The organism is Rhodoferax sp. BLA1 (assembly GCF_013416775.1).
Lineage (GTDB): Bacteria > Pseudomonadota > Gammaproteobacteria > Burkholderiales > Burkholderiaceae_C > Rhodoferax.
Genome location: NZ_SZVI01000009.1, coordinates 485,994 through 509,755, shown reverse-complemented (window position 1 = coordinate 509,755; position 23,762 = coordinate 485,994). Strand labels below are relative to the sequence as shown.

Annotated in this window: 17 protein-coding genes, 1 tRNA gene and 1 pseudogene; 14 read left to right on the top strand and 5 right to left on the bottom strand. The window is 58.9% G+C overall.

Going from position 1 to position 23,762, the window contains the following annotated elements:
• The 7 genes and pseudogenes from FDG13_RS10865 to FDG13_RS10835 form a co-directional block, all read left to right on the top strand.
• Positions 1-422 (top strand): annotated as a pseudogene (locus FDG13_RS10865) (methyl-accepting chemotaxis protein); the annotation flags it as partial.
• 12 nt (positions 423-434) lie between these two features.
• Complete coding sequence (locus tag FDG13_RS10860) at positions 435-968, top strand: chemotaxis protein CheW (RefSeq protein ID WP_180127505.1); 534 nt, start codon at positions 435-437, stop codon at positions 966-968.
• Positions 969-1,088: 120 nt separating this feature from the next.
• Positions 1,089-2,738: a methyl-accepting chemotaxis protein gene (locus tag FDG13_RS10855; protein ID WP_180127503.1), complete on the top strand. Its 1,650-nt coding sequence runs from the start codon at positions 1,089-1,091 to the stop codon at positions 2,736-2,738.
• Between the two features lie 12 nt (positions 2,739-2,750).
• Entirely contained in the window at positions 2,751-3,284 is a 534-nt protein-coding gene (locus FDG13_RS10850; protein WP_180127500.1) for a chemotaxis protein CheW, read from the top strand.
• Positions 3,285-3,412: 128 nt separating this feature from the next.
• On the top strand, positions 3,413-4,222 hold the full coding sequence (locus tag FDG13_RS10845) for a protein-glutamate O-methyltransferase CheR (RefSeq protein WP_180127498.1): 810 nt from the start codon (positions 3,413-3,415) through the stop codon (positions 4,220-4,222).
• Between the two features lies 1 nt (position 4,223).
• Entirely contained in the window at positions 4,224-4,757 is a 534-nt protein-coding gene (locus FDG13_RS10840; RefSeq protein ID WP_180127496.1) for a chemotaxis protein CheD, read from the top strand.
• Positions 4,754-5,821, top strand: coding sequence for a chemotaxis response regulator protein-glutamate methylesterase (locus FDG13_RS10835; protein ID WP_180127494.1), 1,068 nt, complete (start codon positions 4,754-4,756; stop codon positions 5,819-5,821). Before FDG13_RS10840 ends, FDG13_RS10835 begins: the two co-directional genes overlap by 4 nt.
• Before the next feature lie 37 nt (positions 5,822-5,858).
• Here the strand turns inward: FDG13_RS10835 and hemH are convergent, their stop codons facing one another.
• The 5 genes from hemH to hpnC all read right to left on the bottom strand — a co-directional run bounded on the left by hemH (position 5,859) and on the right by hpnC (position 13,064).
• Complete coding sequence (hemH, locus tag FDG13_RS10830) at positions 5,859-6,965, bottom strand: ferrochelatase (RefSeq protein ID WP_180127492.1); 1,107 nt, start codon at positions 6,963-6,965, stop codon at positions 5,859-5,861.
• An 80-nt stretch (positions 6,966-7,045) separates the two neighbouring features.
• The gene (locus tag FDG13_RS10825; protein ID WP_180127490.1) at positions 7,046-9,454 is read right to left on the bottom strand and encodes a penicillin acylase family protein; all 2,409 of its coding nucleotides are present in this window, start codon (positions 9,452-9,454) and stop codon (positions 7,046-7,048) included.
• A gap of 59 nt (positions 9,455-9,513) precedes the next feature.
• Positions 9,514-10,854 carry a hydroxysqualene dehydroxylase HpnE gene (hpnE, locus tag FDG13_RS10820; protein WP_370528203.1) on the bottom strand — a complete coding sequence of 447 codons (1,341 nt, stop codon included), beginning with the start codon at positions 10,852-10,854 and terminating at the stop codon, positions 9,514-9,516.
• 11 nt (positions 10,855-10,865) lie between these two features.
• Positions 10,866-11,705 (bottom strand): presqualene diphosphate synthase HpnD, encoded by an 840-nt coding sequence (gene hpnD / locus FDG13_RS10815; RefSeq protein WP_180127487.1) that lies wholly within the window; start codon positions 11,703-11,705, stop codon positions 10,866-10,868.
• Positions 11,706-12,182: 477 nt separating this feature from the next.
• On the bottom strand, positions 12,183-13,064 hold the full coding sequence (gene hpnC, locus FDG13_RS10810; protein ID WP_180127485.1) for a squalene synthase HpnC: 882 nt from the start codon (positions 13,062-13,064) through the stop codon (positions 12,183-12,185).
• A gap of 134 nt (positions 13,065-13,198) precedes the next feature.
• On the opposite strand from hpnC, the gene FDG13_RS10805 reads away from it, so the two are divergent.
• From FDG13_RS10805 to lon, 7 genes are all read left to right on the top strand, one after another.
• On the top strand, positions 13,199-14,398 hold the full coding sequence (locus FDG13_RS10805) for an efflux RND transporter periplasmic adaptor subunit (protein WP_180127483.1): 1,200 nt from the start codon (positions 13,199-13,201) through the stop codon (positions 14,396-14,398).
• Positions 14,399-14,405: 7 nt separating this feature from the next.
• The gene (locus tag FDG13_RS10800; protein ID WP_180127481.1) at positions 14,406-17,588 is read left to right on the top strand and encodes an efflux RND transporter permease subunit; all 3,183 of its coding nucleotides are present in this window, start codon (positions 14,406-14,408) and stop codon (positions 17,586-17,588) included.
• 122 nt (positions 17,589-17,710) lie between these two features.
• A tRNA-Leu gene (locus tag FDG13_RS10795) sits at positions 17,711-17,797 on the top strand.
• A 22-nt stretch (positions 17,798-17,819) separates the two neighbouring features.
• Positions 17,820-19,130, top strand: a complete 1,311-nt coding sequence (tig, locus tag FDG13_RS10790; RefSeq protein WP_180127479.1) for a trigger factor — start codon at positions 17,820-17,822, stop codon at positions 19,128-19,130.
• A 144-nt stretch (positions 19,131-19,274) separates the two neighbouring features.
• Entirely contained in the window at positions 19,275-19,874 is a 600-nt protein-coding gene (gene clpP / locus FDG13_RS10785) for an ATP-dependent Clp endopeptidase proteolytic subunit ClpP (RefSeq protein WP_304621513.1), read from the top strand.
• A 5-nt stretch (positions 19,875-19,879) separates the two neighbouring features.
• Positions 19,880-21,142 carry an ATP-dependent Clp protease ATP-binding subunit ClpX gene (gene clpX / locus FDG13_RS10780; protein WP_180127477.1) on the top strand — a complete coding sequence of 421 codons (1,263 nt, stop codon included), beginning with the start codon at positions 19,880-19,882 and terminating at the stop codon, positions 21,140-21,142.
• A 121-nt stretch (positions 21,143-21,263) separates the two neighbouring features.
• The gene (gene lon, locus FDG13_RS10775; protein WP_180127475.1) at positions 21,264-23,705 is read left to right on the top strand and encodes an endopeptidase La; all 2,442 of its coding nucleotides are present in this window, start codon (positions 21,264-21,266) and stop codon (positions 23,703-23,705) included.
• The last annotated feature ends 57 nt before the right edge of the window (positions 23,706-23,762 follow it).

Below are 23,762 nucleotides of genomic sequence, written 5' to 3'. Positions count from 1 at the left end.
GCAACAGTGTCGAACTGGCTGAGAAAGCCGGGCGTTTGCTTGCCGAAATTGTGCCCAACATCCGCAAAACTTCGGACCTGGTGCAAGAGATCACAGCCGCATCGACCGAACAAAGCAGTGGTGTGGGTCAGATCAACTCGGCGGTCAGCCAGCTGAGCACCACCACTCAGCAAAACGCCTCCAGCTCCGAAGAGTTGGCGGCCACCTCAGAGGAAATGAGTGGTCAGGCTGAGCAACTGCAGCAAACCATGTCCTTCTTCAAGCTTGATGGTGCCCCCCAGGGGCGGGTGGTACGTTCACAGGTGCGCAAAAGCAGCGCCAACAGCAAATTGGCCCATAAACCGGCAGTGGTCCGACTGAGCCACAGTCACAGCACGAGTGATGCAGACGATCTGGATGAAGCCCACTTCACCAAGTTTTGACAGGAGCCGGACATGAACACAGTGGCCAAAACGGACCCCTCCAAGCCCGGGGCCAGCCAGAGTGTGGTGGAGGAGAAGCAATACCTCACCTTCATGCTCGGTGGTGAGATGTTCTCGATTGGCATCCTTTGTATCAAAGAGATCATTTGGTATGCCAACCTGACCGAGGTGCCGATGATGCCCGCGTGTATCCGTGGGGTGATCAACCTGCGTGGTGCGGTGGTGCCGGTGATGGACTTGTCCAACCGCTTTGGTAAACCCAGCACACCGGTGATCAAGAGCACCTGCATCGTGATTGTGGAGGTGCCCAACGAGGAGGGAGAACAACAGGCCATGGGGGTGGTGGTGGACTCGGTGCAGGCGGTGCTGGAGATCCCCACCAGTGAGATTGAACCGGCACCGAGTTTTGGCGCCAAGATCCGCCCGGACTTCATCGAAGGCATTGCCAAGGTCAACGGCAAGTTTGTGATTTTGCTCAACGTCAACCATGTGTTGTCGATGCAGGAGATCAGCCAGATGGGGCAGCTGGCAAACGTTGCGGGCTGACACCACCAGCTTCAACGTGAACCCAAACCAGGGCGGGCAAGCTGACAACGATCAGGACGCCGAACGATCACGGAAGGTGCGTTTTGGCATGGTACAGAAACTGACTCAAAGGGGAATGTGATGTTTGCAAATATGAAAATTGGCGTGCGCCTAAGCCTGGGTTTTGTTGTTGTGTTGGCGCTGATGGCAAGCTTGGCAACGGTTGCCATCCATTCCATGTCGACCATTCAGACACAGCTTGATGCCACTGTGCAAGACAGAATGGTCAAGATCAAATTGAACTCTGTCATGTCTGAGGCCGTTCACGTGATCACACGCATCACGCGGACGATGATGTTGCTTGATGATCCGTCAATGCGTGCGACCGAAAAGAAAAAGATCGATTCACTTCGTCAACAGTACACAGAAGCTTGGGAGGCCTTGAACAAGTTCCCGGCCAGTGATGCCGGCAATGCTATCCGTGCCAAGATTAAGGCGGCAGCCTTAGAAGCGCGCCCATTGACCGACAAGATATTGGACTTGAAGGAGGCCAACAAGGACGCCGAAGCGCTGGCCCTGCTGATGAACGTGGCTGGGCCCGCTGTGCAAAAGTGGCAGGATGCTTTGGACGAAAACACGGCCCTTCAGGAAACCAACGCCAAAGAGCAGTATGAGACTGCGGTTGAGGCTTATAACAGTGCATTTCGCTTGATGCTCTCCCTAGCAGGCGCGGCAATAGTTTTTGGCGCGCTGATTGCGTGGTTCTTGACTCGCTCCATCACACGTCCTGTGAACCAAGCTTTGTCGGCAGCCAACCGCCTAGCTGAAGGTGACCTGACAGTGCGTATTGACAACCCGTCCAAGGACGAGACCGGGCAGATGTTGCAGGCCATGAGCAACATGGTTGGCAAACTGTCTCAAGTGGTTTCTGACGTCAACAGCGGCGCCCAGGCTTTGGCCAGCGCGGCAGAAGAGGTTAGCGCCACCGCGCAAAGCCTGAGTCAGGCGGCCAGTGAACAAGCTGCCGGTGTCGAGGAAACCAGTGCCAGCATTGAGCAGATGACTGCCAGCATTGCGCAAAACACCGAAAACGCCAAGGTCACCGACGTCATGGCCAGCAAAGCCGCCAAAGACGCTTCTGATGGTGGTGAAGCCGTTAACGCCACGGTGGAGGCCATGAAACAGATTGCCAAAAAGATCGGCATCATCGACGACATTGCCGCGCAAACCAACCTGCTGGCTTTGAATGCGGCGATTGAGGCCGCCCGTGCCGGTGAACACGGCAAAGGTTTTGCGGTGGTGGCAGCTGAGGTGCGCAAACTCGCAGAGCGCAGCCAGATTGCAGCCCAGGAGATTGGTGAGGTGGCAGGCAACAGTGTCGAACTGGCTGAGAAAGCCGGGCGTTTGCTTGCCGAAATTGTGCCCAACATCCGCAAAACTTCGGACCTGGTGCAAGAGATCACAGCCGCATCGACCGAACAAAGCAGTGGTGTGGGCCAGATCAACTCGGTGGTCAGCCAACTGAGCACCACCACCCAGCAAAACGCCTCCAGCTCCGAAGAGCTGGCGGCCACCTCTGAGGAGATGAGTGGCCAGGCCGAACAGCTGCAGCAAACCATGTCCTTCTTCAAGCTCAATGGTGCCTCCCAAGGACGTGTAGTCCAGCCGCAGGTTCGCAAAAGCAGCGCAAGCAGCAAAGTGCCCAACAAACCTTCGGTCGCCAGGTTGGCGCAAAGCCCTGCCTCAGGGTTGGGAGAGGAGCTGGATGAAGCCCACTTCACCAAGTTTTGACAGGAGCCGGACATGAACACAGTGGCCAAAACGGACCCCACCAAGCCCGGGGCCAGCCAGAGTGTGGTGGAAGAAAAGCAGTACCTCACCTTCATGCTCGGTGGTGAGATGTTCTCGATTGGCATTCTTTGTATCAAAGAGATCATTTGGTACGCCAACCTGACAGAGGTGCCGATGATGCCCGCGTGTATCCGTGGGGTGATCAACCTGCGTGGTGCGGTGGTGCCGGTGATGGACTTGTCCAACCGCTTTGGTAAACCCAGCACACCGGTGATCAAGAGCACCTGCATCGTGATTGTGGAGGTGCCCAACGAGGAGGGAGAACAACAGGCCATGGGGGTGGTGGTGGACTCGGTGCAGGCGGTGCTGGAGATCCCCACCAGTGAGATTGAACCGGCACCGAGTTTTGGCGCCAAGATCCGCCCGGACTTCATCGAAGGCATTGCCAAAGTCAACGGCAAGTTTGTGATTTTGCTCAACGTCAACCATGTGTTGTCGATGCAGGAGATCAGCCAGATGGGGCAGTTGGCAAACGCTGCGGGCTGAGCTGGGTGGCTGGGCCAGAGCCCAGGGGAGCAGGGAGGTTGGTGGATTGGTATGAATTTAATAGCTGCTAGTCCTTTTATATTAAGGGCTAGAGGCCAAAACCATTAAAAATTGCCCAAGGATTGATCGTGCAGCTTGTCTCCATTTCTGACGCCGAGTTTGCCCAGTTTCAGCGTTTTATCTTTGACGCAGCCGGCATCACCATGGGGGACGCCAAAAAGGCGCTGGTGACAGGGCGGCTGGGCAAACGCCTGGCCGCGCATGAGCTCAGCAGCTTTGGTGCGTACTTCAAGCTGCTCAAGTCGGGTCAGTATCCGGCAGAGGTGCAGATGGCGGTCGACTTGTTGACCACCAACGAGACCTATTTTTTCCGCGAACCCAAACACTTTGAGTTTCTGCGCAGCCAGGCTTTGAAAGAGCGCAGCCGTCCCCAGTCGTTTCGGGTCTGGAGTGCGGCCAGCTCCAGCGGGGAGGAAGCCTACAGCATGGCCATGGTGCTGGCTGACTGTATACAGACCACTCCGTGGGAGATTCTGGGCAGTGACATCAGCACCCGTGTGATTGACGGCGCGCGCCGTGCCCTGTACCCGATGGAGCGTGGCCGACACATCCCGCCGGAGTATCTGCGGCGCTTTTGCCGAAAAGGGGGCGGCCCCTATGATGGGTATTTTCTGGTGGAGCGTGGCCTGCGCAGCAAGGTGACATTTCGCCAGGTCAATCTGAACGCGGCACTGCCCGAGCTGGGACAGTTTGATGTGGTTTTCTTGCGCAACGTGATGATTTATTTCAACAACGACACCAAACGTGATGTGGTGGCAAGGGTGATTGCCACCATCAAGCCAGGTGGTTACTTTTGTGTTGGGCACTCCGAGAGCCTCAATGACATCACCCAGGCGGTGACGATGGTGGCGCCAGCGATTTACCGCAAAGGAGTCTGAGATGACGCGTCTGAAAGACCTGATGGACATCTTCCTGCAGCCAGGTGAGCTGTTTGTGGGAGACGCCAGCTTTCAGATTCGCACCATTTTGGGCTCCTGTGTGTCGATCACGCTGTGGCACCCGCATGCCTGTGTGGGCGGCATGTCGCATTTTTTGCTACCAACCCGCAGTGTGGCGGTGCATGAAAATGTGATGGACGGTCGTTATGGGGATGAGGCCTTGCGCTGGATGATCAAGGATCTAAAAGCCGCAGGCATCAACCCTCGGCAGTGTCAGGCCAAGATTTTTGGGGGTGGCAACATGTTTCCGGACCAACCGCGAGCCAGTGCCATCACGGTGGGGCAACGCAACGGTGAGGCCGCGCGTTTGTTGCTGCAGAACGAGGGCATTGAGGTGGTGACCGAGAGCCTGTACGGGGTGGGCCATCGACAGATTATTTTTAATGTCAGTAATGGTGATGTCTGGGCGCGACAAGTCCGGCCATCGCATCTGGAAATCGCTGCTGAACGGGCAGCCGGAGGAGCTTCGACATGAGTCGCATCAAGGTGTTGGTGGTGGATGATTCTGCGGTGGTGCGCCAGGTGGTTGCCAGCCAGCTGGCGCAAGACCCCGAGATCGAGGTCATCGCAGCGGTGGCCGACCCGATTCTGGCGATGGCGCGGATGAAGGTGCAGTGGCCCGATGTGATCGTGCTCGACATTGAGATGCCGCGTATGGACGGCATCACCTTCCTGAAAATGGTGATGGCCGAGCGGCCCACACCGGTGGTGATCTGCTCCACCCTGGTGGAGTCGGGTGCCAAAACCTCGATGGCGGCGTTGGCCGCTGGTGCAGTGGCCATCATTGCCAAACCCAAGATTGGCCTCAAACAGTTTCTGGAAGACGCCAGCGAAGACATGGTGACAGCCGTCAAGGCGGCCGCCAAGGCCAATGTGAAGGCGCTGCATGTGTCGGCCAAAAACACCGCCGATGTGATCATGGCCGCCGCTGACAAACACTCGGCCATGATCCAGACCACCGATCGGGTGGTGGCCCTGGGCACCTCAACCGGTGGCACCCAGGCGCTGGAGGTGGTGCTGACCAGCCTGCCGCGTGTGACGCCGGGCATTGTGATCGTGCAACACATGCCTGAGAAATTCACCGCCGCCTTTGCCCAGCGGCTCAACAGCCTGTGCCAGATCGAGGTGAAAGAGGCGCAGAACAATGACCGTGTGGTCAACAGCCGCGCGCTGATTGCGCCGGGTGGCAAACACATGCTGTTGCGCCGCACTGGTGCCCAGTATTACGTGGAGGTGATGGATGGCCCGCTGGTGAACCGGCACCGCCCGTCCGTCGATGTGTTGTTCAGATCGGTGGCCAAATGTGCCGGGGCCAATGCCCTGGGTGTGATCATGACCGGCATGGGCGACGATGGTGCGGCGGGTCTGGCCGAGATGCGCAAGGCAGGTGCCCGTACCGTGGCGCAGGACGAGGCCAGTTGTGTGGTCTACGGCATGCCCAAAGAGGCGGTGAAACGCGGCGGGGTTGAGAAAACCGTGCCGTTGATTGCCATTGGCCGTGAGATCATGCAGCAGCTCTCAGGCGTGATGGTGCGCTGAAGCCCGGATCACCACCGGGGTGATCTCGGGGTAGGACCTAAACCTCCGCACCCAGTGCCTGCGCAGCGGCCTTGGACGCCGCCAGCGCCTGTGGGTCGGGCAGCGACTGTGTAGGCCAGCCCATCAGGTGCTTCTGGGTGATCTCGCCCAAAGCAGCAATCCAGGCTTCGTCGTCGTTGAGGCAGGGGATGTAGTGAAAACTCTGGCCACCGGCATGCAGGAAGGCCTCGCGGGCCTCCTGGTTGATCTCCTCCAGGGTTTCCAGGCAATCACAGGTGAAGGCCGGGCAGACCACATCCACCCGTTTGACACCGGCTTTGCCCATCTCGATCAAGGTCGGTTCGGTATAGGGCTCCAGCCACTTGGCGCGGCCCAGGCGGGACTGGAAGGTCACCTTGAATTCACTGGCGCTCAAGCCCAGTTGTTCTGCCAGCAGACGTGCGGTTTTGAAACACTCGCAGTGGTAGGGGTCGCCCAGATGCAGCGTGCGTTCAGGCACCCCATGGAAACTCATCACCAGCACATCCGGGCGGCCATGGACCAGCCAGTGGTGCGACACCCTTGATGCCAGTGCGGCGATGTAGTGCGGGTCGTCGTGGTAGTGGTTGATGAAGCGCAATTCCGGGATGCTGCGCACGGTAGAGGCCCATTTGTAGACCGCATCCCACAGGCTGGCGGTGGTGGTGGCCGAATACTGTGGGTAAGCCGGCACGATCAGCACCCGGGTGGCGCCTTCGGCCTTGAGGGCATCGAGCTGGCTGGGGATAGAGCTGCTGCCATAACGCATGGCGTAACGCACCAGCACCTGGTGTTTGCGTTGTGTCAGCCAGGCCTGCAGGGCGCGGGTCTGCCGTTCGGTCCAGACTTTCAGGGGCGAGCCCTCTGCGCTCCAGATGCTGGCGTATTTGGCAGCCGACTGGGCTGGCCGCACCCGCAGCACCACACCGTACAGCAACACCAGCCAGATCAGGCGCGGGATTTCGACCACACGGGGGTCACTCAGGAACTCGGCCAGAAAACGTCGGACATCCGGGGTGGTGGGGGTGTCTGGGGTGCCCAGGTTGCAGTACAAAACGCCAGTCCGTGGCACCTGTCCGTGGGCAAAAGGCGGCTCGGCGGCGTAAGGGGGAAGAAAAAGAGACATTGTTGCATTTTCACCCACGGCGGCAGGCCGCGGTGCATGTGGTGTTTATGAGACGCAGAGTGGGGGTTGCATGGTCCAGATCAGCGACGGCTGGGCTGCAAACTCAAGGTGCTGCGGGTGTTGATGGCCACGTCAGTCTCGTTGAGGTATTCCCGCATGTAGCCACCCACGGCGTAGGCGGCGGCCTGATCCTGGTAATGTTTGTCAAACGGCACACCACTTTGCCCCACCGGGTTGATGCCACGGGCCTGGCCGGGGTCGGCAAAGTCAATGATGCGCCGGGTGGAGGGGCCGTACACCACCTGCCAGGGGGCCGGGCTGATGGCTTGCGACAGGTTGTTGGGCACCTCACGGGCGCCACCCACCTCAAACGGCCCGACATTGAGCAGCCAGCTCAGTGGTTGTTGGACCGCCAGCGGGTGTTTGTGGGTGAGGGTGTGGGCACCGCCCCAACCCCAGTCGTTGGGGCTGTCGCCCAGAGTGGCCTTCAGGTGGGCCACGGTGGCACGCCAGGCGATGCGCACAATGTCCTGGCGGGTCTCGACTTTTTTGGTGTTGATGTTGTCCCACCAGGGGGAGTCCTCGTCTTGTGCCAGGCGGGGCAGGGCCAGGTCCAGCGCCCGGGTGCTCAGAAGGTTCTTGAACTGCATTTCACCAAGTTCGTCTGCCAGTGCCGCTTGGGTCAGCTCGTACAGGAGCTGGGTGAACACCGTGGGCGGGATGTTGTACGGGGTGTACTGCCCATCCCAGACCGTCAGGCTGTCAAACACCGAGCGCTCCATTGGGTCACGCACCACCTCGCTGAGCAGCGGCAGCAGGGGTTTGAGCATCCGCCAGTAGTAGGCAGTCTGGGTGCTGAGTTGCAGGGACTGGGTGTTGAGCGCGTTCCACTGGATCTTGTCATCACCCAGACGGTCTTCAAGCGCCTGGGCCCGGTCATAAGCGTTGTAATACCCCGCCACCGGCAGACCACTGGGGGCCAGCGGTTGCTGGTTGGCCGAGACGATGTAACCACGCGCCGGGTTTTCTTCTTGCGGGTTGTCGCTGAAGCGGTAAAAGCCCAGCTTGTCCGACTCTTCCTCTTCACCGTCCAGGATGAACATCGGCTGCACGCCCTCGGGGCGGATCACCAGCTTGGCAGCTGCCCACCAGCCGATGTTGCCACCGGCATTGGCCCAGACGATGTTGAGGCCGGGCGCGTGGATTTTGCTGGCGGCTTCGCGTGCCTTGGGCAGGGTGTCGGCGCGGTTGAGTTCGTAGAACGCGTCCAGCACTGGGTTCTCGGTCTCCAGAAAGGTCCACCACATGGCCACGGGTTGCCCCTCACCCAGGTTGTCGCGAAAAGCGCTGGTGATGACCGGGCCTTGGGGCGCGCGTTGTAGTGTCAGCGTCACCGGTTTGCCGTCCTTGACCTGGATGGTCTCCTGGGTCGTCTGCAGGTCAACCCACTCACCCATGTAGGCCACTTGGTTCGGGTTGTTGGGGTTGGTGCGCAACTTGACCAGGTCCATGTCGTCGTTCTGGAACATGGTCAGTGTCCAGCCGAATTGGCGGTTGTGGCCCATCAGGGCCGAGGCATTGAGGGCCTGGAAGTGACCATACAGCTCAAAACCAGGTGCACTCAGGTGCGCCTCGTACCAGACCGAGGGCACGCTGAAGTTGATGTGCGGGTCGCCCGCGAGCATCGGTTTGCCACTCGATGTGCGTGGGCCCGACACGGCCCAGGCGTTGCTGCCCTCAAACAGCGGCACACCAGCCACCTCATGCACCTCGTTGGCGGCCTGGCTCAGCTGGTTCAGGGCCCGCCAGTCGGGTTGGAGGCTGGCGGTGTTGGCTTTGCTCAGCACCCCCAGGGGATGCCAGTCCAGGTCAAAGATGCGCAGGTAGTCCGACCCCAGTTCGTCGCGCACATAGGTCAGCACCGGCTCGGTTTTGAAGGCGGCGGCAAAGCTGTAGGCCAGGTAACCCGAGACCGCCACCGTGTCGGCCAGGGTGAACGGACGCTTGGGGATACCCACCAAGTCAAACTCCATCGGCGCCGGGTGGCTGGCCTGGTACTGGTTGATGCCGTCCAGGTACGCCAGCTGTGCCTTGATGGCCGGGCTGTTCTGGTCGAGCTTGGCCACCACCTGGGCCGCGTGTTCACGCAGGCGCAAGGTGCGAAACAGCTTGTCGACTTTGACCAGATCCGGCCCCAGCACCGCAGCCAGTTCACCTTGCGCGAGGCGGCGTGCCATTTCCATCTGGAACAGGCGGTCCTGGGCGTGTACATAACCGAGTGCCCGGTACAGATCCAACTCGCTGCCCGCCTTGATGTGGGGCACACCCCGCTCGTCATAACGCACCGTGACCGGTGCGCTAAGCTGGGTCAGCGTCAGCGTACCCGAGCGTTGTGGTTTTTTGCCGTTAACGTACCAAAAGCCACCCGCCACCGCCGCCAAGAGCAGGGCCAGCAACAGGCCCACAAAAATTTTGAAAGCCAGCTTCATGGTGTGTCTGCGACAAAAATCCGTTTCATGGCCGCATCATACGAGGCCAATGTGCGTGTTCAAGTGCCCACGGCGCCCAGGCTCAGTGCTTGGATGGCAGCGATGCCGCTGCGCACAGCGCCTTCCAGCGTGGCCGGGTAGGGGCCTTCCACATAGTCGCCACAGGCCAAGAGGCCTGGTGCAATGTGTTGTGCCGGGCGTTGCAAGCCGGGGGTGCAGGCAAAAGTGGCGCGTTTTTCCACCACGGTGAGCACCGGCAACAGGTCCAGCCCCAGCTGCGCCTTGGCTTGCGCCAGCACCTGCGCCTGCAGCGTGGCGCGGTCACTCTGGGCGGCACTCACCACAAAGGCCAGCAAGCCTTTTGGGCCGCCGAGTGCTGCGCGGTCAAACGCAAACTGCGCTGGCTGCGCGGCGTTGCTGCGCAGCGCCAGCATGGGCTGGCTGAGGCGGGCGTTGGCCGACCAGGCGTAGACCGTGGCAATGGCCTCAAACTGCAGGGCCTGCGCGGTCTGCGCCCAGCTCTGCACCGCATTTGATATGTTTTCAGGAGCATCTATCCCAAATTTCATAAGAGCCTGAACTGCATTGGATGCTGAAGTGGCCCAGATCACCGCGTCAAACCCCTTCTCAGCCGCTGGGCCCAGACCGGAGCCCGCCAGCTGCCACTGGGTGCCGCAGCGCTGCAAGCCCTCCACCCGCGCTTTAAACAGCACCTGAGCGCCGCGTTGCTGCAGCCAATCAGCCGAAGCCTGCGGCAACAACGCACCCAGGTCGGTTGTGGGCAGCAGCAGGTGCGAGCCACCCGCCACACCAAACAAGGCATCGCGCAGCACCCGCAAAAAAACGCGACCACTGGCCTGGTCTGCCGGTGTGTTGAGCGCCGACACACACAGCGGCTCGATCAGTTCGGCCAGGATGCGAGGGGTCAGGCTGCGGCACAAAGCGGCCACACTGAGTGAGTCGTCACAGACAAAACCCTGGCGCTGCCAGCCTGCTGCGGCGCGCAACAGCGACCACTTGTCGACCAGCGACCAGCCGCGTGCTCCAAGGATGCCACCCAGCGCGTCCAGCGGCGTCGGCCAGTTCGGGAAACGGATGCCCAGGCCATCGGGGAAACGCAAAGCCATCGGCAGATCCAGCAGCACCTGCTCTGGCGCCACACCCACCTGCCGCATCAGCGCCAGGGTGTCTGAATACGCACCAATCAGGATGTGCTGGCCGTTGTCCAGGACCACTGGTGTGCCGTCTGGAAAAGTGGCTTTTAGGGCTCTGGCCCTTCCACCTAAAGACTCTGCTGCTTCATAAACGGTAGTGGTATGACCCGCCTGCGTGGCGCTCACGGCAGCGGCCAGGCCGGCCCAGCCGGCGCCCACCACGGCAATGTTCAAACCTGCGGCCACAACCAAGGGTGTTACATGCGCCCCAGCGCCTGCACGCGCCAGGCCAGCCAGAACTTGCGCAGCGGGGTGAGGCTGATACGTTGGTGCAGCACCTTGAAGTCTTCACGCTCGATCTCACCCAGCAGCGCACGGTAGATGCTGGCCATCATCAGGCCGGGTTTCTGGGCGCGGCGGTCGTCGGCTTGCAGCAGGGTCAACGCCTGGTCGTACAGGCCTTGTGCTCGCTGGGCCTGAAAACGCATCAAAGCGGTGAAACGGTCCGAATAGCTGCGGTTCAGAATCTCCTGCGCGGTGACACCAAACTGCTGTAGCTCGTTGACCGGCAGGTAAATACGGCCACGCATCGCGTCTTCACCCACGTCGCGGATGATGTTGGTGAGCTGCAGCGCCTGGCCCAGGGTGTGGGCGTAGGCGGTGGTCTGTGCTTGGGTCTGGCCAAAAATCTGCGCTGCGACTTCGCCCACGACACCGGCCACCAGGTGGCAGTAGCGCTGCAGGCCGGGGTAGTCCAGGTAGCGGGTCTGGTTCAGGTCCATCTGGCAGCCTTCAATCACCGCCTGCAGGTGGCGCTGCTCAATCGCAAATTCCTGGGTCAGCGGCATCAGTGCCTGCATCACCGGGTGGCTGGCTTGCCCGGCAAAAGATTTGGCCACTTCTTGTTGCCACCAGGCGAGCTTGGTGGCGGCCACACCGATGTCGGTGGCGTCATCCACCACATCATCGACCTCGCGGCAAAACGCATAAAACGCGGTGATGGCGGCACGCCGGGGCGGTGGCAGGAACAAAAAAGCGTAATAAAAACTGCTGCCGGAGGCGGCGGCCTTTTGCTGGACGTAGTCTTGGGGAGTCATGGGTTCGGTTGGTTGGGGCCGAGTTTATACGGGGGATACATTTCGCCGCGTTTTCGAAGTCCTCTGCCTTTGGGGCAAGCGTGTTCGTTTGTCGCTCCGCGCGTTAATCCCCCCTATCTCCCCCGCCTCTTTCCACCCCCGCCGGGGCGGAAAGAGGAGCCTAACCGCCGTATGTGGCCATGTGTTCAAACAGAGGACGTACCAAGCGGCTGGCCAGTGGTGGAATAGGCGCTGCGAAATACAGGTTGTACAAAATAAGTAGCAACTCGCCCTTTATAAATAAGGGCTAGAGGCCAATTTCTTATAAAACGTGTTTACACCACCGGCCCATCACTTGGTACGTCCTGACTCAAGGTGTTGGCCAAATACGGTGGTTAGCTCCCTCTTCCGCCCGGCGGGGCGGGAGAGGGCGGGGGGGAGTGAGTGGGGGTAAGTCACCCGGCTGGCAAGCCAAAACGGAAAACAAAAGACAAAAACTCACCTCATCCAAACAGCCCGCCAAAGCAGCACCGGCACATCCCAAAGCCCCAGCTTGGGCCGCTTTTGCCAAGTGACACAGCCCAAAGCCTCGATCTTGTCCAGGATGCGCAACCCACCTTGCACCACCAGTCGTAATTCCCAGCCCGCGCGCCCTGGCACCTTCATCGGGAGTTCCGCACCTTGGAGCATCAGAGCCCTTGCAGAGAGGACATTGTCAGCTATCAAACGCGCAGCATTTGGGTTCTGGCTGGCGGGCGAAAAGTCGGCCTCGGTCAGGCCAAAACGGACCAGCGAGGCCTGCGTGATGTACCAGCGTCCGCGCTGGGCGTCCACCGACACGTCCTGCCAGAAATTGATGAGCTGCAAGGCGCTGCAAATCTGGTCACTTTGCTGCTGCGACAGGGGGTCTGTCACACCATACAGGTGCAACAGCAGCCGCCCGATTGGGTTGGCCGAGCGCCTGCAGTAGTCCAGCAGCTCGGTCTCGTCGGTGTAGCGTCGCTGCTCGTGGGTGTGGCGCACGTCCTGCTCAAAAGCTTCAAGCAGGTCGGTGAGCAGCTGCACCGGTAACTGGTGGGTCTGCACGATGTGTTGCAAAGGTGCAAACACGCTGGTCCAGCGGCCGCTGTCGGCTTGAGCGCTGGCGACGGCCAGCAAGTCGGCACGGTAGGCCTGCAAGTCAGCCAGACGGGTGCGTACATCGACCTCACCTTCATCGGCCAGATCATCGGCGGTGCGGGCAAAGTGGTAGATGGCAGTGATGGCCGGGCGCAGGTGTGGCGGACACAGCAGAGAGGCTACCGGAAAGTTCTCGTAGTGGGTCAATGCTTGTTGCGGTGGTGCTGTCTTGGCCGGGGATGTGGGTGCTGATGGGCTCATGGCGGGATCGGTTTTCAGGGCGTGACGGTCGGGTAAGGTGGCGGAGCAAGTGATGAATTGACAGGGCAGCGCATTGGCCTAAAATTAATAACCAATTGGTCAGTAGTGTGTTTGTTTTTTGAAAGTACCGTCTTATGCCCTTGCAAGCATCCACCACCCGCTGGCCGGGTTTGAGCCTGACTATAGCCTTGGGCCTGCTGCTGGTGGCCTGTTCCAAACCAGCGGTCCCCGAGGAGCCGGTGCGTGCGGTGAAGGTGATGACGGTGGGTGCCCAGCCGCTGGTGGCCGGGCTGGAATATGCTGGCGAGGTGCGTGCCCGTGCTGAGTCGCGCTTGGGATTTCGGGTCGGTGGCAAGCTGGTCAGCCGCACGGTGGAACCAGGTCAGCGTGTCAAGGCTGGACAGGTGCTGGCCCAGCTGGACCCGCAAGACCTCAAACTGGCGGCGGATGCGGCACGCGCCCAGGTGTCAGCAGCCCGTACCAACCGCGACCTGGCCGCCGCTGACTTCAAGCGTTTCCAGTCTCTCAAAGAACAAAACTTCATCAGTGCGGCCGAACTGGAGCGCCGCGACACCAGCCTGAAAGCGGCGCAGGCGCAGCTGGACACCGCCCAGGCGCAACTCTCGGCGCAGGCCAATCAGGCGGCCTACGCCAACCTGGTGGCCGATGTGTCCGGTGTGGTGACGGCGGTGTTGGCTGAGGTGGGGCAGGTGGTGGCCGCTGGTACACCGGTGGTGCAGTTGGCACAGGACGGTGCGCGTGATGTGGTGTTTGCCGTGCCCGAGGACAAACTGGGCGGGATTCAGGTGGGTGCCAGCGTGGTGGTGCGTGGCTGGGTGGCGAGCAGCTCACAAACCGCCAAGCTACGCGAGGTGGCCGCCAGCGCCGACCCGGTGACACGCACCTTCACCGTCAAGGCGGCGCTGCCCACCAGCAGTGATCTGGCGCTGGGCAGCACGGTGTCGGTGTTGCCGGCTGGCTTGCAGCGCAGCAACCAGCAGGCCATCAAGCTGCCGACCACCGCCTTGCGCCAGGAAGGCCAGGCCACCGTGGTCTGGGTACTGGACACCGGCACGATGACGGTCAGATTGCAACCAATCCAGATCGCCACCGCCGACGGCAACGAGGTGGTGGTGGCCAGCGGCCTGAGCCCCGGCATGTTGGTGGTGACCGCCGGTGTGCATGTGTTGACACCCGGTCAGAAAGTCACGATTTACAAGCCAAGTGTGCCTCAAGCCCTGACCAGTCAAGCGCAGACAGCTATCAACGGTGTAGCGCCCCAGGCGCTGATTAGCGCCGCCCCGACCGCTGCCGTGTCGGCCCCGGCGCAGTGAGGCGCGTATGACGAGCCCCGATCTGGACAACAACCAAGGGTTTAACCTGTCACGCTGGGCGCTGGAGCATGCGCCGCTGACACGGTTTCTGATGGTGGTGCTGATGGTGCTGGGTGCGGCCAGCTACTTCCAGCTCGGGCAGGACGAAGACCCGCCCTTCACCTTCCGGGCGATGGTGGTGCGCGCTTACTGGCCCGGTGCCAGCGCACAGCAAATGGCCGAGCAGGTCACCGACAAGCTCGAGCGTACGCTGCAGGAGGTGCCCTACGCCGACAAGATCCGCAGCTACTCCAAGCCGGGTGAGTCGCAAATCATCTTCCAGATCAAGGAGCATGCGCGCGGGGACGAGGTGGCCAACGTCTGGTACCAGACACGCAAAAAAATTGGCGACATGCGCAACAGCTTGCCGCAGGGTGTGCAAGGCCCGTTTTTCAACGACGACTTTGGGGATGTGTTTGGCGTGATCTACGCGCTGCAAGCCCCAGGTTTCAGTTATGCCGAGGTCAAAACCTTTGCCGACGAGGTGCGCCAGCAGTTGCTGCGGGTGCCCGATGTGGCCAAGGTCGAGTTGTTTGGTGACCAAGCGGAAAAGCTGTTTGTCGAGATTTCGGCCAAACGGCTGGCACAGCTCGGCCTGGACATGAACACGGTGCTGGCACAACTGACACAACAAAACGCGGTGGAGTCGGCCGGTGCGGTGCAAACCCCGCTGGATGTGGTGCAGGTGCGGGTGGCTGGCCAGTTCACCGCGGTGGATGAGCTGGCTGCGATGCCGATTCGTGCGCCCGGGGTGGCGGGCAAACAACTCCGACTGGGCGACATTGCCATCATCCGGCGCGCGTATGTGGACCCACCGGCGGTGAAAGTGCGTTTTCAGGGCCAGGAGGTGGTGGCCTTGGGTGTGTCGATGGCCAAGGGTGGCGACATCATTGCGCTGGGCAAGGCTCTGGACCTGGCCACGCAACACATCGGCAAAACCTTGCCGGTGGGGGTGACCCTGGCGCAAATCCAGGATCAGCCCAAGTCGGTGGCCAACTCGGTGAACGAGTTTGTCAAGGTGTTGATTGAGGCGGTGGCGATTGTGCTGGCGGTGAGCTTCCTGAGCCTGGGTTTGCACAAGCGCCCTGGCACCCACCCGTTTTTCAAGCGCTGGACGCTCGACATGCGCCCTGGGCTGGTGGTGGGCATCACCATTCCGCTGGTGCTGGCGATGACCTTTTTGGCGATGCACTATTGGGGTATCGGGCTGCACAAGATTTCGCTGGGCTCACTGATCATCGCGCTGGGCCTGCTGGTGGATGATGCCATCATTGCGGTGGAAATGATGGTGCGCAAGATGGAAGAGGGTTTTGACAAGGTGCGCGCCGCCACCTTTGCCTACGAGATCACCGCGATGCCGATGCTGACCGGCACCCTGATCACCGCCACCGGCTTTTTGCCGATTGGTGTTGCCAAGTCGATGACCGGTGAATACACCTTTGCGATTTTTGCGGTGACGGTGATTGCGTTGTGTTTGAGCTGGATCGTCTCGGTGTATTTTGTGCCCTACCTCGGTGTGCGCCTGTTGACTGCGCCGCCGCATGTGGTGGCCCATGCCGAGAGTGGCGCGGTGCTGGCACACGGCGAAGTGCACGACATGTACGACACCCCGTTTTACAACTGGTTTCGCTGCACGGTGAGCGCCTGTGTGCGCCGACGCTGGCTCACCATCGCGGTGACGCTGCTGCTGTTTGTGCTGGGGCTGCTTGGCATGGGCCAGGTGCAGCAGCAGTTTTTCCCGGATTCGGCGCGCCCGGAAATCACGGTGGACCTGTGGTCACCCGAGGGAACCGCTTTTGCCAACACCGAAGAGGTGGCCAAACGGGTGGAGGCGCGCCTGCTGGCCGAGCCGGGCATTGTGTCGGTGACCCAATGGGTGGGTTCTGGCGTGCCGCGTTTTTACCTGCCGCTGGAGCAGATTTTTCAGCAGACCAATGTGTCGCAGCTGATTGTGTTGCCCCAGGATCTGGCGACACGCGAGCGTTTGCGCCACAAGCTGCCGGCGCTGCTGGCCCAGGAGTTTCCCGAGGTGCGGGGTCGGGTGCAACTGCTGGCCAACGGGCCACCGGTGGCCTACCCGGTGCAGTTCAGGGTGATCGGCCAAGACCCGCAGGGCTTGCGCAGTCGTGCCGACGAGGTCAAGGCCCTGATGCGGCAAAACCCGCACACCCGGGGTGTTAATGACAACTGGAATGAGTCGATCAAGGTCATGCGCCTGGAGGTGGACCAGACCAAGGCGCGTGCGCTGGGTGTCAGCAGCCAGTCCATTGCCCAGGCGACCAAAACCACGCTGAGCGGCAGCAGCATTGGCCAGTTCCGCGAGGCAGACAAACTGATTGACATCGTGTTGCGCCAGCCGCTCGATGAGCGCAGCGCCATCACCGACATCGCCAATGCTTATGTGCCCACCAGCTCGGGCCAGTCGGTGCCGTTGCTGCAAATTGCCAAGCCAGTGTTCACCTGGGAGCCCGGTGTGCTCTGGCGCGAGGGGCGGGACTACGCCATCACCGTGCAGAGTGACATTGCTGACGGCAAACAGGGCGCCACCGTGACCCAGGAGTTGCTGCCGCAGCTCAAGGTACTGGAGGCCCAATGGGCGCAGGCCGGGCAGGGTGACTACCGCATTGTGGTCGCCGGTGCGGTGGCGGAGAGCGCCAAAGGATCGGCGGCGATTGTGGCGGGTATCCCGATCATGTTGTTCATCACCTTCACGCTGCTGATGCTGCAGTTGCACAGCTTCAGCCGGGCGGTGCTGGTGTTTTTGACCGGGCCCTTGGGCATTGTGGGTGTGGCTGCGGCGTTATTGCTGCTGAATCGGCCCTTCGGTTTTGTGGCGCTGCTTGGGGTGATCGCCTTGATGGGCATGATCCAGCGCAATTCGGTGATCCTGATTGACCAGATCGAGCAGGACCGCGCCCGCGGTGTGGCCCCCTTGGAGGCGATTGTGGACGCGGCCGTGCGCCGGCTGCGCCCGATTGTGCTGACCGCAGCCGCTGCGGTGCTGGCGATGATTCCGCTGTCGCGCTCGGTGTTCTGGGGGCCGATGGCGGTGGCCATCATGGGTGGTTTGATCGTGGCAACGGTGCTGACGCTGTTGGCTTTGCCCGCCATGTATGCCGCCTGGTTCAGGGTGACTGACCACAGCAAATAGCCGAGCTACGGCAATTTCTCAAGATTTAAGCGATGGGGTGGAGCAAGTGGGGGCTGTGCCTCAGGTTAAAATCCAAGGCTGACCAATTTCTGGGGGCGGTTTTTACCAGCCCCCATTAATTTGCGCGGGTGGCGAAATTGGTAGACGCACCAGGTTTAGGTCCTGACGCTGGCAACAGTGTGCGGGTTCGAGTCCCGCCCCGCGCACCACTCATATTTTTGGAGATGAAAGATGGCCGTTGCTGTAGAAACTCTTGAGAAGCTCGAACGCAAAATGACGTTGAGCCTGCCCCTGGACACCATTCAGGCGGAGGTCAGTGCACGTTTGAAGAAGATGGCCCGCACCGTGAAGATGGATGGTTTTCGCCCGGGTAAGGTGCCGATGAATGTGGTGGCCCAGCGTTACGGCTATTCGGTCCAATACGAAGTGATGAACGACAAGGTGGGTGAGGCGTTTTTTAATGCCGCCAACGAAGCGAAATTGCGCGTGGCAGGTCAGCCCAAGATCAACGAAAAAGACGGTGCGCCCGAGGGTGAGTTGGCTTTTGAAGCCGTTTTTGAGGTTTATCCTGAAGTCAAGATCGGTGATTTGAGTACCGCTGAGGTGGAAAAAATCACCACCGAGGTGACCGACGCCGCCATCGATAAAACCCTCGAGATCCTGCGTAAGCAACGTCGCACTTTCTCCCAGCGCGCCCATGACAGCCAGGCTGCTACGGGTGACCGCGTTACCGTTGATTTTGAAGGAAAAATTGACGGTGAGCCGTTTGATGGTGGCAAGGCGCAAGACTTTCAGTTCATCCTGGGTGATGGCCAGATGCTCAAGGAGTTTGAGGAAGCCACCTTGGGTCTGAAGTCGGGCGAGAGCAAGACCTTCCCGTTGGCCTTTCCTGCTGACTACCATGGCAAGGATGTGGCGGGCAAAACTGCTGACTTCATGGTCACGGTCAAGAAGATCGAAGCGGCTCATCTGCCAGAGGTGGATGATGCGCTGGCCAAATCGCTCGGTATTGAAGATGCCACCGTGCAAGGTTTGCGCGCTGACATCAAGAAGAACCTGGAGCGTGAAGTGAAGTTCCGCTTGCTGGCTCGTAACAAGACCGCCGTGATGGATGCGCTGGTGGCCAAGGCTGAACTCGACTTGCCCAATGCCAGCGTTCAGGCTGAAATTGCCCGTTTGCTCGAAGGTGCTCGCGCTGACCTCAAGCAACGCGGTATCAAAGATGCGGACAAGGTCACGATTCCCGACGATGTGTTCCGTCCCCAAGCTGAGCGCCGTGTGCGTTTGGGTCTGGTGGTGGCTGAGTTGGTGCGTGCCAACAGCTTGCAAGCCAAGATGGAGCAAATCAAGGCCCATGTGGATGAGTTGGCTGCCAGCTACGAAAAACCCGCCGAAGTGTCGCGTTGGTATTTCGGCGACAACAAGCGTCTGGCCGAGGTGGAAGCCATTGTTCTGGAAAACAACGTGACTGACTTCGTGTTGTCTCAGGCTAAAGTGACTGAAAAAGCGGTTGGCTTTGACGAGCTGATGGCGCAAAACTAAGCGTTTGCCACTGTCGGTCTTTAAATTGGGGCTTGGGTCTGGCTTGTAGTCAGACAAACAAGCCCCATTTCATTTATTGGCTTGTGTTTTTAGCTACAGTAGAGCCAGTTTTTGAGATCTAACCCAAACCTTCGCGGGAGTGCAATGGACATACAGAATTTGGGCATGGTGCCCATGGTGATTGAGCAGTCAGGCCGTGGTGAACGTTCTTACGACATTTACTCGCGTCTGCTCAAGGAACGTGTCATTTTTTTGGTCGGCCCGGTTAATGACCATGTGGCCAATCTGGTGGTGGCGCAGTTGTTGTTTTTGGAGAGTGAAAATCCGGACAAGGACATTTCGTTCTACATCAACTCGCCAGGTGGCTCCGTGAGCGCCGGTATGGCAATTTACGACACCATGAATTTCATCAAGCCGCAGGTGTCCACACTGTGCACTGGTTTTGCCGCCAGCATGGGTGCGTTTCTGCTTGCAGCAGGTGAAAAAGGCAAACGGTTTTCACTGCCCAACTCCAAGATCATGATTCATCAACCGTCTGGCGGCAGCCAGGGTCAGGCGACAGAAATCGAAATTCAGGCGCGTGAAATTCTGAAAACCCGTGAGCAGCTCAACAAAATTTTGGCAGAGCGCACAGGGCAACCGCTGGAACGTGTTGAACGCGACACCGAACGTGACTACTACATGTCGGCTGATGAATCCAAGGAATATGGTCTGATTGACCAGGTTATCTCAAAAAGGGCGTAGTTCAAATGGCCGAAAAAAAAGGCTCCTCCGGCGAAAAAACGCTGTATTGCTCGTTTTGTGGCAAGAGCCAGCATGAAGTCAAGAAACTGATTGCTGGCCCCTCGGTTTTTGTCTGTGATGAGTGTATTGAGCTCTGCAACGAAATCATTCGTGATGAGTTGCCTCAGTCCACTGACACCGTTGGCAAGAACGAGTTGCCCACGCCGGCCGAAATCAAGGCCAATCTGGACAACTATGTGATTGGTCAGGAGCCGGCCAAACGTATTTTGGCGGTGGCGGTTTACAACCATTACAAGCGCTTGAAGCACCAGGAAAAGTCTTCCAAAGACGATGTGGAGTTGTCCAAAAGCAATATCTTGCTGATTGGTCCCACGGGTTCGGGCAAGACACTGTTGGCGCAAACCTTGGCTCGCATGCTGGATGTGCCGTTTGTCATGGCGGACGCCACCACCTTGACCGAAGCAGGTTATGTGGGTGAAGACGTCGAAAACATCGTCCTCAAACTGCTGCAAAGTTGTAACTACGAGGTGGAGCGTGCGCAGCGCGGGATTGTTTACATCGATGAAATTGACAAGATTTCACGCAAATCTGACAACCCATCGATCACCCGTGACGTGTCGGGCGAGGGTGTCCAGCAGGCATTGCTGAAGCTGATTGAAGGCACCATGGCCAGTGTGCCTCCGCAAGGCGGGCGCAAACACCCCAATCAGGATTTTGTTCAGGTTGACACTACCAACATTTTGTTTATCTGCGGTGGTGCTTTTGCTGGCTTGGAAAAAGTCATCGACAACCGCACAGAATCATCGGGCATCGGATTTGGTGCTGCCGTTAAAAGCAAGCAAATCCGCAATCTGACCGAGGTGTTCAAAGAGGTTGAGCCAGAAGATTTGATCAAGTTTGGCTTGATCCCAGAACTGGTGGGCCGTATGCCCGTGGTCGCGACATTGGGTGAACTCAGCGAAGAGACGCTGGTGCAGATATTGACGGAGCCAAAAAACGCCTTGGTCAAGCAGTACAGCAAGTTGCTCGCGATGGAGGGGGTTGATCTCGAAATCCGCCCGTCGGCCTTGAATGCCATCGCCAAAAAGGCGCTGGCTCGTAAAACAGGTGCGCGCGGTTTGCGCTCTATTCTGGAACTGGCACTGATCGACACCATGTTCGATTTGCCCAATGCCTCGAACGTTGAGAAAGTGGTGCTTGACGAATCCACCATCGAAGAAAACAAGCCACCTTTGCTGGTGTACCGCGAAGTGGCCAAAAAGGCTTGATTTGGTCTGTCTTCGGGGGTTTTTTGCCCCCATCGCGTTTTTATGACCTGCTGATAATGGGCTGGCCGCTTGAAATGCGGCCACGCCGCTCCATATCCGACAGGTAACAAAAGGATGTTTTATGTCTGACCACACACCATTACCTGCTGATTCTCTTGATTTGCCGCTGTTGCCATTGCGCGATGTGGTGGTTTTTCCCCACATGGTCATCCCGCTTTTTGTGGGTCGTCCCAAGAGCATCAAAGCGCTTGAAGCAGCCATGAGTGTCGATCGGCGCATCATGTTGGTGGCGCAAAAAGCGGCTGCCAAGGATGACCCGTTGGTCACGGACATGTTTGATGTTGGTTGTATCTCCACCATCTTGCAGATGCTCAAGCTCCCCGATGGCACGGTCAAGGTGTTGGTCGAGGGGCAGCAACGTGCGGTGGTGACCAAAGTGGCCGATGGTGAGTCTTATTTTGTCGCCAGCATCACACCGGTCGAGGTTATTGCTGAGGCTGAAGGCAAATCCAAGAACAAGGCCAGTGAAATCGAGGCCCTGCGCCGCGCGGTGATGCAACAGTTTGACCAGTACGTCAAGCTCAACAAGAAGATCCCGCCAGAAATTTTGACCTCGATTGCCAGCATCGACGATCCAGGTCGTATGACGGACACCATCGCAGCACATCTGCCTTTGAAGCTTGAAAGCAAGCAGGCTGTTTTAGAACTGGCCAGCATCAAGGATCGTCTGGAAAACCTCTATGGTCAGATTGAACGCGAAGTCGACATTCTGAATGTGGACAAGAAAATTCGTGGCCGGGTCAAACGGCAGATGGAGAAGAACCAACGCGATTTCTATTTGAATGAGCAGGTGAAAGCCATTCAGAAAGAGCTTGGCGAAGGTGAAGACGGCGCTGACATTGAAGAGATCGAGAAGAAGATCAAGTCAGCCAAGATGCCGAAAGAGGCCTTGAAGAAGGCTGAGGCTGAACTCAAAAAGCTCAAATTGATGTCGCCCATGTCGGCCGAAGCAACAGTGGTGCGCAATTACATTGATGTGCTCACCGGTATGCCATGGGCCACCAAGACCAAGATCAAACACAACTTGGCTAATGCCGAGGCTGTGTTGAACGAAGACCATTACGGGCTGGACAAGGTCAAAGACCGTATCCTGGAATACCTTGCGGTGCAACAACGGGTGGACAAGGTCAAGGCACCTATCCTTTGCTTGGTCGGGCCACCGGGCGTAGGAAAGACCTCGCTGGGGCAATCCATTGCCAAGGCCACCGGGCGCAAGTATGTGCGCATGGCGCTGGGTGGTATGCGTGATGAGGCCGAAATCCGGGGTCATCGACGCACCTACATTGGCGCCATGCCAGGCAAAGTGCTGCAAAGCCTGTCCAAGGTGGGTACGCGTAATCCCTTGTTTTTGTTGGATGAAATTGACAAGTTGGGGACAGACTTCCGGGGTGACCCTTCGAGTGCGTTGCTGGAAGTGCTGGACCCTGAGCAAAACCACAAGTTTGGCGACCACTACGTCGAGGTTGACTTTGATTTGAGTGACGTGATGTTTGTGGCGACATCGAATTCCATGAACATTCCACCGGCGCTGCTGGATCGCATGGAGGTCATTCGTTTGGCGGGTTACACCGAGGATGAAAAAACCAACATCGCGATCAAGTACCTGTTGCCCAAGCAGCTCCAGAACAATGGTGTGAAGGAGTCTGAACTGCTGGTGACTGAAGAAGCGGTACGTGACATCGTGCGGTATTACACACGTGAGGCAGGTGTACGTTCTTTGGAACGAGAAATTTCAAAAATCTGCCGCAAGGTTGTCAAGGGTTTGCAGCTCAAGAAAATGGCGGGTCTGGTCACGGTGAACGGTGCCAATCTGAACGATTTTCTGGGTGTGCGAAAGTACGACTATGGCCGTGCCGAGAAGAAGAATCAGGTGGGTCAGGTGGTGGGGCTGGCCTGGACCGAGGTCGGAGGTGACTTGTTGACCATTGAGGCAGCCATGATGCCTGGCAAGGGTGTGATCACGCGTACCGGCTCTTTGGGTGATGTGATGAAAGAGTCAGTCGAGGCGGCGCGCACGGTGGTGCGCAGTCGCTCTCGCAGGTTGGGGATCAAGGATGAGTTTTTTGAGAAGAAAGACATCCACATTCACGTCCCTGATGGTGCAACGCCTAAAGATGGTCCGAGTGCAGGTGCTGCCATGACCACTGCCTTTGTGTCCGCCATGACAGGTATTCCAGTGCGGTGTGACGTGGCGATGACTGGTGAGATCACCTTGCGGGGTGAGGTCACGGCTATTGGTGGTTTGAAAGAAAAACTGCTGGCCGCGTTGCGGGGCAACGTCAAGACGGTGTTGATCCCTGAAGAAAACGCCAAGGACTTGCAAGACATTCCTGAGAACGTCAAGAATGGGCTTGAAATTGTGCCGGTACGCTGGATTGACAAGGTTTTGGAAATTGCGCTTGAGCGTATGCCAACACCGCTGCCCGAAGATGAACCTGTCGCTGCCGCATCGACGGATGTGGTGATTGAACCCGCACAACTGTCAGGTGCCGTGAAACACTGACAAAGTTTTTAATTTTTAGATCAAACAAGCCCATTTTTATCTTATACTAATGGGCTT